We start from the raw sequence: 13,025 nt of genomic DNA on the forward strand, positions 1-13,025 counted from the left end.
AGGCCTTTATCTTGGTTTCAGGGCTTTCAACTCTGCGGCCTCATCCCTTGGGACAGGCTGAACATGAACAGCAGCAGGTCATTGTCCGGTTGGATCGCCTCGCTGGCCTTTGCCACCCGTGGCAAAGGACAATGTGCATCAGCATTCGAAACGCTGAGGATCTGCGAGCGTGGCTGTTCCCATACCGCCACCGCCATCGATGCAATTCCCAAGGCGCCCACTAAAAACAAACCTCTGGCAATTTCGAGTTTCATTGCTATAAACCTTTGATAGCGCTGCCAAACGCCGCCTCATAAAAGTAGACGAGTTTTTTCCAGTCAGCATCGCTGAACGACGAATGGCGCCGCAGTTGCCGCAGGTCATGGAAGGCCGCATACCGGGCAGTCAGGCGCTGGCGAGACTTCTCCAGATCCAGCAGGGCGACTTCGGCCTTGGCCGCTTCGCCCTCTCCTGTCACCCGCACAAAGACATGCTTGATGTAGAGGCAGCCATGTTGCCAACGGCCCTTGTGCATGCGGGCCAGGTTCTCAGCCAGAGCCCGGAGGATCTGGTCATGCGCCGCTTCGCCATGGCGCTCACGGCCGCCTCCGGCATACCAGTGCTTGATCTGCTCGAAACCTTCCAACGCTTGGGTCACCAGCAGCGCCCGCCACTTGTGGACCGGGTCGCGCTGGGCGCCGCAAAAAATCAGCTCGGGCACGCGGACATCCAGGCGGGTCAAGGCCAGCAACGCGTCTTGCTCACGCAGCACGGTCGGTCGACCGAACGGATACAACCAACTGCGATAAATGTGTCCGGTTTGACGCTTGGCATACAACGGTTCGCCACCGTTGCTGCTGATCCGCTGCACGCCGCTTTCACCGCCACGCCGCACGTTGGGTTCTTCAACCCACTCACCTTGCTGGTTCCAGAAGTGTTCAAAGCTGCTGTGGGAAACGCCACTTGTCTCTATGGCCTGCACAACCATGCTGCTACCTCTTGCGTAATACATAGACTCGCCACATGGCATAGAGCGGTAGAAAATCCAGTCGTTCCTGAATGCGAAACCCAGCCTGCCGAAACTCCTTCTCTACTGTATCCGTCGGTAACACAAATCGATTCTGGTAGTCTTTCTGCCCACGAGTGCGTTCCAGGCGCTTGCGTTTCCAGGCTTTGAAATTGCCATCGACCCACAATGAAACGATCACGCTGTCACGGCTGACGCGCTCGAATTCCCTAAGGATTGCTAATCGATGCTCGGTTTCGCCGATGTGGTGCAGCAAGCGCATGCAAAAAATGCTATCGACGGCGTTATCAGGCAAGGCGATGTCGAACGCAGAAGTGTGCAAAGGTCGTACCCGTTTTACGACATCGCTCGGTTGAGCTTCCAATGCGGTATTGAGCATGGCCTCGGAATTGTCCGCGCCGATGATGACCCGGTTCGGTTTTTCGGCCAACAAGGGCCAGAAACGCCCGGCACCGCACGGCAAGTCCAGGATGAGGCCGGGGTCGCCGACAAGTGCCAATGCGCGCCGGGCCAATTGTTGGTCTCGCTGATTGGAAAGACGACGACTCAAACCAGTGCGGTGCTTATGAAAATATTCCTTGGCGTGCTGCTCGTTGTATTTTTCGGAAAAAGCCAGCTTGATGGGTTTGGGCATTGAGGAGGGGCTCCATGACTGATTGGCCCCACCTTATGAATCGAGATGTCATGTCTTTGTGAAAATAAGGTCACGTAAACGGCCCAATGTTTACAAGACTTTTCGACGTAGGCGTTTAGCCCTGCTGATTCAATTCCACTTCAAAATGGCAACCGTTAGGCTCCATCGTACTGAGGCTGACCGTCCAGCCTCGGTTCTCGCAAATGCGCTGCACCAGGGATAACCCCAACCCCAGGCCTTCACCGCGCTTTTCGTTACCGCGCACGAAAGGCTCGAACATCGCCTCGCGTTTTTCCTCGGGAATACCTACACCACTGTCCTCAACCACGAATCCGGTGCTGGTCAGCGAAAGACGGATGAACCCCTGGTCGGTGTAGTGCAGGGCGTTGCGCAGCAGGTTACCCATCACTGCCGTCAGGAACGTGGCGTTGTACAGCGTGTCGGCGGTTTGCCCGGGTTCGAAGATCAGCGTCAAGCCTTTGGATTCGATGGGCGCGCGCCACACGCCGAGAAGGTTCTCGGCCACCTGCCCCAGGGTCAGCCGAGGCGACATGCCGTTGTCTTCACGCTCGGCCCTGGCAAGCATCAGGAAGGTCTGTACCAGCTCGCGCATCTCTTCACTGGCCCGATTGATACGCTCGACCTGGGTACGACCGCGCGGGTCCAGCGCCGGGTTTTCCAGCAGCAACTCACAGGAGGTCGCCAGGACCATCAATGGCGTACGCAATTCGTGGCTCACGTCGCTGGTAAACAAGCGCTCGCGGGTCAGGGCCTGGCGCAAGCGCCCCAGTGTGGCATCGAACGCCACGGCCAGTTCACCCACCTCATCGGCGGCATAATCGGGGGCCAGTGGCGGCGCGAGACCGAGGAGCTGGTCGCGATGGCGCACTTGCCGGGCCAGGCGAACCACGGGCGCCATCACCCGACGTGCCAGGACCCACCCCAAGAATACCGCCAGCGCCAGGCTGAGGACGAACCCCACCAGCACCACGGCGAACAGCACCCGTTCGCGCTCTTCGAAGTCGCTCTGGTCTTGCAGCAACACGTAGTGCCGACCGTCCACGATCTCGACCATGGCGTGATAGGACAACTGCTCGCGAAATACTTCGTGGAAACCGCGTTCCAGATGGCGCAGGTCCTTGGGTAACTCGAAGTCCCCTGGGCCGCCGCTGAAATAAAACAACTGGTCGGGCTCCGGCCGATGGTTCCAGTCCGAGACGCTGTCCATCAGCAACAGCCGTTGCAGGTCGCCACCCAGCCCGGCGGAAATCAGCTTTTCTTCAACCAAATGGACCGTCGCCACGATGCCCATGGCGAACGCGCCGGCCACCAATGCGCTCATCAGCGCAAACGCGATGATGATCCGTTGGGCAAGGCTCTGCTTAAACTCCATCACGGCCCTCGGCCAGGCGATAGCCGACGCCGTGCACGGTGTGCAACAGCGGTTTTTCGAACGGTTTGTCGATCACCTGGCGCAGTTGATGGACGTGGCTGCGCAAGCTGTCGCTGTCCGGGCAATCGTCTCCCCACAACGCTTCTTCAAGGATTTCGCGGCGCAACACGTGAGGGCTTTTCTGCATCAGCACCGCCAGCAGTTTCAAACCCACGGGGTTGAGCTTGAGCAGCTTGCCTTCACGGGTCACTTCAAGGGTATCGAGGTCGTAGTTCAGGTCGCCGACCTGCAAGGCCCGCCGGCCACCGCCCTGGGCCCGACGCATGACGGCTTCGATCCGCGCCGCCAGTTCCGACAGGGCAAACGGTTTGATCAGGTAGTCATCGGCACCGGACTTGAAGCCCTGCAGACGGTCGTCCAGTTGATCCCGGGCGGTGAGCATGATCACCGGCGTATCGCGCCGGGCGTCTTCGCGCAGGCGCTTGCACAAGGTGTAGCCGTCGATGCCCGGCAGCATGATGTCGAGCACGATCAGGTCGTAGTGTTCGGTTGCGGCCAGGTGCAACCCCGACAAACCGTCCTGGGCACAATCGACGGTGTAGCCCTTGAGCCCCAGGTAATCGGCCAGGTTGGCCAGGATGTCGCGGTTGTCTTCGACCAATAGAATTCGCATGGGCACCTCTGCGTACACGGTTAACGGCTGGCTTGGCCCGCGCAGCTTACGGCCAAGCGTGGCTCACGGCTAGGGTTGTATCGGCTGTGACAGTGCGAGCCCCCTGTGGGAACGAGCTTGCTCGCGATAGCGTCGGAACATCCAATATTGATGGGGCTGCCCCACCGCTATCGCGAGCAAGCTCGCTCCCACAAAGGACAAGTGCTCCCGGGGACAGGACCGCGTGGGTGTTGACGAGTTTTTCACCCAACCTTCACACCCGCCGAACGCAACGAAGGCCAGACTGCGCAACGCGCTGATTACGAAAACTCCCATCTAAGGTACTGCCATGGTTCCCACCGCCATCCGCCCCGCTTCCAGGCCCCTGAATTTCTGGGTTGCCTTGGGCCTGCCTGCCGTTGTCGCAGCGATTCTGGTATTGCTGGAACTGACCACCCTGGACATGGACGTGGCCAAGCTTTTCTACGATCCGACGGCGGGTGGATTTATCGGTCGGCACAGTTTTTTTCTGGAGGACATCCTGCACGACCGAGCCAAGGAGGTGGTGATCGCCTTCTCTGTGTTGGCGATCCTGGGGTTCATCGGCACGTTTTTCATCGCCCGGCTCAAACCGTTCAAGCGAGAGCTGGGCTGCCTGGTACTGTCCCTGGCATTGGCAACATCCTTCGTCACGCCGATGAAAGCGGTGACAGCCGTGCAATGCCCCTGGAGCCTGAAAGAATTCGGCGGCAAGGAAACCTACAGTGAGCTGCTCAGCCCACGTCCAGCCACGGACAAACCCGGTCGATGCTGGCCCGGCGGTCATGCTGCCACCGGGTTCACCTTGTTCGCGCTGTTTTTCGTCCTGCGCGACCGTCGCCCGCGCCTGGCCCGCCAGGCCTTGGTACTTGCCTTCACCCTGGGCACGGTGTTTTCCCTGGGGCGGATGATGCAAGGGGCACACTTCTTTTCCCATAACGTGTGGACGGCGGTGTTCTGTTGGCTGATTTGCCTGGGGTGTTACTACTACATCCTGTACCGACCGGCCCTTGAAGATGAATGCACGGCCAGAACCGAGCCCGTCAGCGCCTGAACACAGGGGATAGGCGTCGCTCATGAATATGAGGCAATAAAAAACCCCGCTTGCTTTCGCAGGCGGGGTTTTTCGCTACAGGGGTAAGGCTGGCTTACATCATGCCGCCCATGCCACCCATGCCGCCCATGTCTGGCATACCGCCGCCAGCTGGAGCGTCTTCCTTGATTTCAGCGATCATCGCCTCGGTGGTGATCATCAGGCTGGCAATCGACGAAGCCGCTTGCAGAGCCGAACGCGTCACTTTGGCCGGGTCCAGGATACCCATTTCGATCATGTCGCCGTATTCGCCGGTCGCAGCGTTGTAACCGTAGTTACCCGAACCCTGCTTGACCTTGTCGACCACAACGCTTGGCTCGTCGCCGGAGTTGGCAACGATCTGGCGCAGCGGTGCTTCTACAGCGCGACGCAGCAACTGGATGCCCACGTTCTGGTCATCGTTGTCGCCTTTGAGTTCGCTGATGGCTTGCAGGGCACGAACCAGTGCCACGCCACCGCCAGGTACCACGCCTTCTTCGACGGCTGCGCGGGTAGCGTGCAGGGCGTCTTCAACGCGGGCTTTCTTCTCTTTCATTTCAACTTCGGAACCGGCGCCAACCTTGATCACCGCAACGCCGCCCGACAGCTTGGCCAGACGCTCTTGCAGTTTTTCACGGTCGTAGTCGGACGAAGTCTCGGCCACTTGTGCGCGGATCTGGGTAACGCGAGCCTGGATGTCAGCCTCGACGCCGGCACCGTCGATCACGGTGGTGTTTTCCTTGGACAGGATCACGCGCTTGGCGTTACCCAGGTGCTCCAGGGTAGTGCTTTCCAGGCTCAGGCCGATCTCTTCGGAGATAACGGTACCGCCGGTCAGTACGGCGATGTCCTGCAGCATGGCCTTGCGACGATCGCCGAAGCCTGGCGCCTTGACGGCTGCGACTTTAACGATACCGCGCATGTTGTTCACGACCAGGGTCGCCAGGGCTTCGCCTTCAACGTCTTCAGCCACGATCAGCAGTGGGCGGCCGGCTTTGGCAACGGCTTCCAGCACTGGCAGCATTTCGCGGATGTTGGAGATCTTCTTGTCCACCAGCAGGATCAGCGGGCCGTCGAGCTCGGCGGTCATGGTGTCCGGCTTGTTGACGAAGTACGGGGACAGGTAGCCACGGTCGAACTGCATGCCTTCTACAACCGACAGTTCGTTTTCCAGGCCCGAGCCTTCTTCAACGGTGATCACGCCTTCCTTGCCGACTTTTTCCATGGCTTCGGCAATGATGTCGCCGATGGAGTTGTCGGAGTTGGCGGAGATGGTGCCGACCTGAGCGATTGCCTTGGTGTCAGCGCATGGCTTGGACAGGGCTTTGAGCTCTTTGACAATGGCGATGGTCGCCTTGTCGATGCCGCGCTTGAGGTCCATCGGGTTCATGCCGGCAGCGACGGCTTTCAGGCCTTCGTTGACGATCGACTGAGCCAGTACGGTCGCGGTGGTGGTGCCGTCACCGGCGTCGTCGTTGGCACGGGAAGCAACGTCTTTGACCAGTTGCGCGCCCATGTTTTCGAAGCGGTCTTTGAGCTCGATTTCCTTGGCTACGGAAACGCCGTCCTTGGTGATGGTCGGAGCGCCGAAGCTCTTCTCGATGATCACGTTACGGCCTTTCGGGCCCAGGGTCGCTTTTACTGCGTCAGCCAGGACGTTGACACCGGCGAGCATTTTCTTGCGGGCGGAATCGCCGAATTTAACTTCTTTAGCAGCCATGATCGATATTCCTTAAATACTTTGTAGTAACGGGAAAATGGGCGGGGGAATCAGCCTTCGAGAACAGCGAGGATTTCGTTCTCGCTCATTACCAGCAGGTCTTCGCCGTCGACTTTCACTGTGTTGCTGCCGGAGTAAGGGCCGAACACAACCTTGTCACCCACTTTCACGGCCAGCGCACGTACTTCACCGTTTTCCAGTGCCTTGCCTGGACCTACAGCGAGAACTTCACCGTGGTTGGCTTTTTCAGCAGCCGAACCTGGCAGGACGATACCGCCAGCGGTTTTCTTCTCTTCTTCGCTGCGACGGATGACGACGCGGTCATGCAGAGGACGAAGCTTCATTGTCGATCTCTCCTAATTTTTGGTTTTCATCGGCCGGTGTAGTCCCGGCGGGTTTAACAAAAGCCGGCAGAGCCGGGTGCGGTTCGTCAGTCGAACCGCGGAAGTCTGTCCGGTGTCGCCACCGGAAACCTTGCGGTGACCGTTACATAAGGGCGCACAAGTGGATTACAAGGGTGGAGGCAGAAATTTTTTTACTTTGCGCAGCCAAAACAAGCACGGCGCCCGAAGGCGCCGTGTCGAGGGTTTTACTTGGAATCCCGGTGTTCGAATTCGCCTTCGATCACGTTGGGCTCGCGACCCACAGGCTCACGCGGAGCCGGACCGCCACGGGGCTGGAGGTCATCGGCGAAGGCGCGCTGGCGCATGGCCTGCTCCTCGGCGCGCTGGCGCATTTTATTGGCCAGCAACCGACGGGTGAACGGCAACAGCATGACCAGGCCCAGCACGTCGCTGATAAAGCCTGGCAGGATCAACAGGCCGCCGCCCAGGGCCAGCATCAGGCCTTCAAGCATGGTCTGGGCAGGCAGCTCGCCACGGTTCAGGCTTTCACGGGCACGCAGCGCCGTGGCGAGACCGGCAATGCGCAGCACGAACACGCCGAGCATCGTGCCGAGAATGACCAGCAGCAGCGCCGGGAAAAACCCGATCGCACCGCTGACCTTGACGAATACGAACAGCTCCAACACCGGGAACAGCAGAAAGAGCAACAAAAAAGGGCGCATCAAAAGGTTCCTCAACGCAAGAATGCCTTGCTATGAAAACCTAAATGACGTCGACCTTTCGTGAATTCAAGCGTCGATCTCGGCATTTTTTGGCCATTGCTCGGCGTGAGCCAGGTAAACCAAGGCTTCGCGCACTTGTGTCGGCGTGTTGCAAGGCGTCGCGAATGCCAACCAGTGCAGGCCCTGGCCAATGCGCAAATGCATGCCTTCGCTGTCGATGCCCACCAGTTGCGCCGGCTCACTTTTCGGCAAGCTGGCCAATTCCACGTAATGGGCGATGGCCTTGGCGTGATCGGCATTCATGTGCTCGATCATGCTGGCTTCGGCTTTGCCGGCGAAGGGATTGGCCAGGGTGAGCAGGTCAATCCAGTGAATGGCGCCAAAACCGCCGATGTAGCGATGGCGCACCGGCTCGAGCACCCAGAAATCGAAATCATGGGCCTTGTGGTAGTTCTGCGAGTCAGGGAAATAACGGTAATAACGCTCGGCGGCCGCCTCGATGGCGGCGCTGTCTTCGAGCTTCCGTGCCTCGGCCAGATAGGTCAGGCGCCCCACGGCCTGCACATCCTCGGCGCCCCGCTCCCCCACCAGCATCGAACACTTGGGATCTTTTTGCAGATTGTGAGTGTGCTGGGCGATGCGGCTGATCAGGATCAGCGGCCGGCCTTCTGCGTCCAGGCAATACGGTACGACGGAGCCGAACGGAAAGCCGGGCATGGATTTGGAATGAGTGGAGAGCATTCCACGGTATTCCTTGAGCAGCAGTTCCCGGGCATGCTTGGCAGCTTCAACGCTCAATTTATGACTCCTTTTATGAAATCCGTCTAGAAAACGGTCAGGTGACTGGAGTATGTTCCGATACACCTACGGGGAAGTTCTCGTGTGCAGCCGGGCTAACCCGTCGCAAATCGAGAGACCGCCCAAAGGGTCCCCTCCACCGCTGTGCCATCTGGACATGAGAATGCAACTCACTGACAAAGTAATCATTATCACCGGCGGTTGCCAGGGCCTGGGCCGCTCCATGGCCGAGTATTTTGCCGGTAAAGGCGCAAAGCTGGCGCTGGTGGACCTCAACCAGGAAAAACTCGACCAGGCGGTGGCCGCCTGCGCAGCCAAGGGCGTCGAGGCGCGTGCCTACCTGTGCAACGTCGCCAATGAAGATCAGGTGATCGACATGGTTGCCCGGGTCGCCGAGGACTTCGGTGCGATCCACGGGCTGATCAACAACGCCGGGATCCTGCGCGACGGCCTGCTGCTCAAGGTCAAGGACGGCGAAATGACCAAGCTGAGCCTGGCCCAGTGGCAAGCGGTGATCGACGTCAACCTCACCGGCGTGTTCCTGTGCACCCGTGAAGTGGCGGCGAAAATGGTCGAGCTGAAGAACAGCGGCGCCATCATCAATATCTCTTCGATCTCCCGCGCCGGCAACGTCGGCCAGACCAACTACTCGGCCGCCAAGGCCGGTGTGGCGGCCGCCACCGTGACCTGGGCCAAGGAGCTGGCGCGCTACGGCATCCGTGTCGCCGGCATCGCACCGGGCTTCATCGAAACGGAGATGACCCTGGGCATGAAACCCGAGGCCTTGGAGAAAATGACCTCGGGGATCCCGCTCAAGCGCATGGGCAAGCCCGAGGAGATCGCCCATTCGGCGGCATATATCTTCGAGAACGACTACTACACCGGCCGGATCCTGGAGATGGATGGCGGGTTGCGGATCTAAACCCACCCCATAACCCCTGTGGGAGCGAGCCTGCTCGCGATGGCGTCGGGTCAGTCAGCTTGGATGTGACTGATACTCCGCCATCGCGAGCAGGCTCGCTCCCACAGTGGATAGGGTTTCAATCTATCAATCGTCGCTGACGGTGATGTTCGGCATCGCCGGCGATGCGGCTTCCTGCAACACGATCCGCGCGCCCACGTGGCGGGCCAGTTCTTGATAGACCATGGCGATCTGGCTGTCCGGCTCGGCAATGACGGTCGGCTTGCCGCCGTCGGCCTGTTCGCGGATCACCATCGACAGCGGCAGCGAGGCCAGCAATTCGACGCCGTACTGGGTCGCCAGTTTTTCCCCGCCACCTTCGCCGAACAGATGCTCGGCATGTCCGCAATTGGAGCAGATGTGCACAGCCATGTTCTCCACCACGCCCAGCACCGGGATGTTCACCTTGCGGAACATCTCCACGCCCTTGCGCGCGTCCAGCAGGGCGAGGTCCTGGGGGGTGGTGACGATCACCGCACCGGCCACCGGGACTTTCTGCGCCAGGGTCAATTGGATATCGCCAGTGCCCGGCGGCATGTCGATCACCAGGTAATCCAGGTCGCCCCACGCGGTTTGCGTAACCAGTTGCAGCAAGGCCCCGGACACCATCGGTCCGCGCCAGACCATCGGCGTGTTGTCGTCGGTGAGGAAGGCCATGGACATGACTTCCACGCCATGGGATTGCAGCGGCACGAACCACTTCTGGTCCTTGACCTGGGGTCGGGTACCCTCGGCGATCCCGAACATGATGCCCTGGCTCGGACCGTAGATGTCCGCGTCGAGGATCCCGACCTTCGCCCCTTCACGGGCCAGGGCCAGGGCCAGGTTGGCGGCGGTGGTGGACTTGCCCACGCCGCCCTTGCCCGAGGCCACGGCGATCACGTTCTTGACGTTCGCCAGCCCCGGGACCTGGGCCTGGGCCTTGTGGGCGACGATCACGCTGGTGACCTGGACTGTCGCGGCTGTCACGCCGTCCAGGCCTTCGATCGCCATTTGCAGCATCTGCGCCCAGCCGCTCTTGAACAGGTCGGCGGCGTAGCCGATTTCCAGCTGGACGCTGACGCGATCGCCCTGGATGTCGATGGCGCGCATGCATCCGGCGCTGACCGGGTCCTGGTTCAGGTAGGGGTCGGTGTACTGGCGAAGGACGGTTTCCACCGCTGCGCGGTTGACGGCGCTCATGGGCAACTCCGATAGCAAGACTTGAAAACAGGCGGCTATCCTACGCCGCGCGTGCTTTTGTGGCGACCCGATTAAGGCCGGTGAACACTCTTGTGGCGAGGGAGCTTGCTCCCGCTCGGCTGCACCTGTAGGAGCTGTCGAGTGCAACGAGGCTGCGATCTTTCCCCAGACAATTGAGTCTCAAGCGAAAAATCAAGATCAAAAGATCGCAGCCTGCGGCAGCTCCTACAAGACAGCTTCGCCACCCAGCGGGAGCAAGCTCCCTCGCCACGCAACCGCGCAGCACTCTGAAACAGGCCAGTGGGGTGAAATATATTTCCCGGCGCTTTATAGTGGCCGACCTCCGTTTCATCAAGTAGCCGAGCCCCATGTCCGAGCCACGCAAGATCCTCGTCACCAGCGCCCTGCCCTATGCCAATGGTTCGATTCACCTCGGCCATATGCTGGAATACATCCAGACCGATATGTGGACGCGCTTCCAGAAACATCGCGGCAACCAGTGCATCTATGTCTGCGCCGACGACGCCCACGGTTCGGCCATCATGCTGCGCGCGGAAAAGGAAGGCATCACCCCGGAACAATTGATCGCCAACGTCCAGGCCGAACACAGCGCCGACTTTGCCGAGTTCCTGGTGGACTTCGATAACTTCCACTCCACTCACGCCGAAGAAAACCGTGAGCTGTCGAGCCAGATCTACCTGAAGCTGCGTGACGCCGGGCACATCGCCACCCGTTCCGTCACCCAATACTTCGACCCGGAAAAGAACATGTTCCTGGCCGACCGCTTCATCAAGGGCACCTGCCCGAAATGCGGCACCGAAGACCAGTACGGCGACAACTGCGAAAAATGCGGCGCCACCTACGCACCGACTGACCTGAAAGACCCGAAATCGGCGATTTCCGGTGCCACCCCGGTGCTCAGGGATTCCCAGCACTTCTTCTTCAAGCTGCCGGATTTCCAGGCGATGCTGCAAAGCTGGACCCGCAGTGGCACGTTGCACGACGCGGTGGCCAACAAGCTCGCCGAATGGCTCGATTCCGGCCTGCAAGAGTGGGACATTTCCCGCGATGCACCGTACTTCGGCTTCGAAATCCCCGGCGAGCCCGGCAAGTATTTCTACGTCTGGCTGGACGCGCCCATCGGCTACATGGCGAGCTTCAAGAACCTGTGCGACCGCACGCCGGAGCTGGACTTCGACGCGTTCTGGGGCAAGGACTCCACGGCCGAGGTGTATCACTTCATCGGCAAGGACATCGTCAATTTCCATGCGCTGTTCTGGCCAGCGATGCTCGAAGGTGCCGGTTTCCGCAAGCCGACCGCCATCAATGTCCACGGCTACCTGACCGTCAACGGCCAGAAAATGTCCAAGTCCCGCGGCACCTTCATCAAGGCCCGGACCTACCTGGACCATCTGTCGCCGGAATACCTGCGCTACTACTACGCGGCCAAGCTCGGCCGTGGCGTCGACGACCTGGACCTGAACCTCGAAGACTTCGTGCAGAAGGTCAACTCCGACCTGGTGGGCAAGGTCGTCAACATCGCCAGCCGTTGCGCCGGGTTCATCCACAAGGGCAACGCCGGCGTGCTGGTGGCCGGTAACGCCGCGCCGGAACTGACCGACGCCTTCCTCGCCGCCGCCCCCAGCATCGCCGACGCCTACGAGAGCCGCGACTTTGCCCGTGCCATGCGTGAAATCATGGCCCTGGCCGACCGCGCCAATGCCTGGATCGCCGACAAGGCCCCGTGGTCGCTGGCCAAGCAGGAAGGCAAGCAGGATGAAGTCCAGGCCATCTGCGCCCTGGGCATCAACCTGTTCCGCCAATTGGTGATCTTCCTCAAGCCGGTACTGCCATTGCTGGCCGCCGATGCCGAAGCGTTCCTCAACGTTGCGCCGCTGACCTGGAACGACCACCAGACGCTGCTGAGCAACCATCAGTTGAACGAATTCAAGCCGTTGATGACCCGCATCGATGCCACCAAGGTCCAAGCCATGATCGACGCCTCCAAGGAAGACCTGGCCGCCAGCCAGACCGATACCGGAACGCCTGCCGGCAACGGCGAACTGGCCAAGGACCCGCTGTCGCCGGAAATCGACTTCGATGCCTTCGCCGCCGTTGACCTGCGCGTGGCGCTGATCGTCAAGGCCGAGGCCGTGGAAGGGGCCGACAAACTGCTGCGCCTGACCCTGGACATCGGCGATGAGCAACGCAACGTGTTCTCTGGCATCAAGAGTGCCTACCCGGACCCGGCCAAGCTGGAAGGTCGGTTGACGATGATGATCGCCAACCTCAAGCCGCGCAAAATGCGCTTCGGTATCTCCGAAGGCATGGTGATGGCAGCAGGCCCCGGCGGCGAGGAAATCTACCTGTTGAGCCCTGACAGCGGCGCCAAGCCGGGCCAGCGGATCAAGTAATACGACTCCCGCTGCACCGATCCCACAGTCGCCTCGCAGGTGGCTGTGGGATTTTCATATCTGGCCCACGCTTCCGGCGTGCCGGATA

At 60.3% G+C, this 13,025-nt stretch carries 13 protein-coding genes; 3 read left to right on the forward strand and 10 right to left on the reverse strand.

Going from position 1 to position 13,025, the window contains the following annotated elements:
* Positions 1-26: 26 nt before the first annotated feature.
* The 5 genes from AD659_RS20360 to colR form a co-directional block, all read right to left on the reverse strand.
* Entirely contained in the window at positions 27-254 is a 228-nt protein-coding gene (locus AD659_RS20360; protein ID WP_053124494.1) for a hypothetical protein, read from the reverse strand.
* 2 nt (positions 255-256) lie between these two features.
* A complete protein-coding gene (locus tag AD659_RS20365; protein ID WP_053124496.1) occupies positions 257-967 on the reverse strand; it encodes a lipopolysaccharide kinase InaA family protein in 711 nt (236 codons plus the stop codon).
* A gap of 4 nt (positions 968-971) precedes the next feature.
* Positions 972-1,640, reverse strand: a complete 669-nt coding sequence (locus AD659_RS20370) for a class I SAM-dependent methyltransferase (RefSeq protein ID WP_053124498.1) — start codon at positions 1,638-1,640, stop codon at positions 972-974.
* A 115-nt stretch (positions 1,641-1,755) separates the two neighbouring features.
* Positions 1,756-3,033 carry a sensor histidine kinase gene (locus AD659_RS20375; RefSeq protein WP_053124499.1) on the reverse strand — a complete coding sequence of 426 codons (1,278 nt, stop codon included), beginning with the start codon at positions 3,031-3,033 and terminating at the stop codon, positions 1,756-1,758.
* A complete protein-coding gene (gene colR, locus AD659_RS20380) occupies positions 3,023-3,706 on the reverse strand; it encodes a two-component system response regulator ColR (RefSeq protein ID WP_053124501.1) in 684 nt (227 codons plus the stop codon). The genes AD659_RS20375 and colR overlap by 11 nt, the downstream gene beginning before the upstream one ends.
* A gap of 328 nt (positions 3,707-4,034) precedes the next feature.
* Between colR and AD659_RS20385 the strand changes: the two genes are divergently transcribed.
* Positions 4,035-4,778, forward strand: a complete 744-nt coding sequence (locus tag AD659_RS20385) for a phosphatase PAP2 family protein (protein WP_053124503.1) — start codon at positions 4,035-4,037, stop codon at positions 4,776-4,778.
* Between the two features lie 94 nt (positions 4,779-4,872).
* Here AD659_RS20385 and groL read toward each other — a convergent pair whose 3' ends face one another.
* From groL to AD659_RS20405, 4 genes are all read right to left on the reverse strand, one after another.
* Positions 4,873-6,516, reverse strand: coding sequence for a chaperonin GroEL (gene groL, locus AD659_RS20390; RefSeq protein ID WP_053124505.1), 1,644 nt, complete (start codon positions 6,514-6,516; stop codon positions 4,873-4,875).
* 50 nt (positions 6,517-6,566) lie between these two features.
* Positions 6,567-6,860, reverse strand: a complete 294-nt coding sequence (locus tag AD659_RS20395) for a co-chaperone GroES (RefSeq protein ID WP_003204913.1) — start codon at positions 6,858-6,860, stop codon at positions 6,567-6,569.
* Between the two features lie 245 nt (positions 6,861-7,105).
* Positions 7,106-7,582 carry an FxsA family protein gene (locus tag AD659_RS20400; protein WP_053124508.1) on the reverse strand — a complete coding sequence of 159 codons (477 nt, stop codon included), beginning with the start codon at positions 7,580-7,582 and terminating at the stop codon, positions 7,106-7,108.
* Positions 7,583-7,648: 66 nt separating this feature from the next.
* The gene (locus AD659_RS20405) at positions 7,649-8,380 is read right to left on the reverse strand and encodes a HugZ family pyridoxamine 5'-phosphate oxidase (RefSeq protein ID WP_053124510.1); all 732 of its coding nucleotides are present in this window, start codon (positions 8,378-8,380) and stop codon (positions 7,649-7,651) included.
* 163 nt (positions 8,381-8,543) lie between these two features.
* On the opposite strand from AD659_RS20405, the gene AD659_RS20410 reads away from it, so the two are divergent.
* Positions 8,544-9,302 carry an SDR family oxidoreductase gene (locus AD659_RS20410; protein WP_053124512.1) on the forward strand — a complete coding sequence of 253 codons (759 nt, stop codon included), beginning with the start codon at positions 8,544-8,546 and terminating at the stop codon, positions 9,300-9,302.
* A gap of 126 nt (positions 9,303-9,428) precedes the next feature.
* Here the strand turns inward: AD659_RS20410 and apbC are convergent, their stop codons facing one another.
* The gene (apbC, locus tag AD659_RS20415; protein WP_053124514.1) at positions 9,429-10,523 is read right to left on the reverse strand and encodes an iron-sulfur cluster carrier protein ApbC; all 1,095 of its coding nucleotides are present in this window, start codon (positions 10,521-10,523) and stop codon (positions 9,429-9,431) included.
* A 368-nt stretch (positions 10,524-10,891) separates the two neighbouring features.
* Between apbC and metG the strand changes: the two genes are divergently transcribed.
* Positions 10,892-12,937, forward strand: a complete 2,046-nt coding sequence (gene metG, locus AD659_RS20420; RefSeq protein WP_053124517.1) for a methionine--tRNA ligase — start codon at positions 10,892-10,894, stop codon at positions 12,935-12,937.
* The last annotated feature ends 88 nt before the right edge of the window (positions 12,938-13,025 follow it).

Source organism: Pseudomonas thivervalensis (genome assembly GCF_001269655.1).
Classification (GTDB): domain Bacteria; phylum Pseudomonadota; class Gammaproteobacteria; order Pseudomonadales; family Pseudomonadaceae; genus Aquipseudomonas; species Aquipseudomonas thivervalensis.

Excerpts from the sequence above, each read along its gene's own strand:
- AD659_RS20360 (WP_053124494.1), bottom strand. The coding sequence starts at position 254 with ATGAAACTCGAAATTGCCAGAGGTTTGTTTTTAGTGGGCGCCTTGGGA.
- AD659_RS20365 (WP_053124496.1), bottom strand. The coding sequence starts at position 967 with ATGGTTGTGCAGGCCATAGAGACAAGTGGCGTTTCCCACAGCAGCTTT.
- AD659_RS20370 (WP_053124498.1), bottom strand. The coding sequence starts at position 1,640 with ATGCCCAAACCCATCAAGCTGGCTTTTTCCGAAAAATACAACGAGCAG.
- AD659_RS20375 (WP_053124499.1), bottom strand. The coding sequence starts at position 3,033 with ATGGAGTTTAAGCAGAGCCTTGCCCAACGGATCATCATCGCGTTTGCG.
- colR (WP_053124501.1), bottom strand. The coding sequence starts at position 3,706 with ATGCGAATTCTATTGGTCGAAGACAACCGCGACATCCTGGCCAACCTG.
- AD659_RS20385 (WP_053124503.1), top strand. The coding sequence starts at position 4,035 with ATGGTTCCCACCGCCATCCGCCCCGCTTCCAGGCCCCTGAATTTCTGG.
- groL (WP_053124505.1), bottom strand. The coding sequence starts at position 6,516 with ATGGCTGCTAAAGAAGTTAAATTCGGCGATTCCGCCCGCAAGAAAATG.
- AD659_RS20395 (WP_003204913.1), bottom strand. The coding sequence starts at position 6,860 with ATGAAGCTTCGTCCTCTGCATGACCGCGTCGTCATCCGTCGCAGCGAA.
- AD659_RS20400 (WP_053124508.1), bottom strand. The coding sequence starts at position 7,582 with ATGCGCCCTTTTTTGTTGCTCTTTCTGCTGTTCCCGGTGTTGGAGCTG.
- AD659_RS20410 (WP_053124512.1), top strand. The coding sequence starts at position 8,544 with ATGCAACTCACTGACAAAGTAATCATTATCACCGGCGGTTGCCAGGGC.
- apbC (WP_053124514.1), bottom strand. The coding sequence starts at position 10,523 with ATGAGCGCCGTCAACCGCGCAGCGGTGGAAACCGTCCTTCGCCAGTAC.
- metG (WP_053124517.1), top strand. The coding sequence starts at position 10,892 with ATGTCCGAGCCACGCAAGATCCTCGTCACCAGCGCCCTGCCCTATGCC.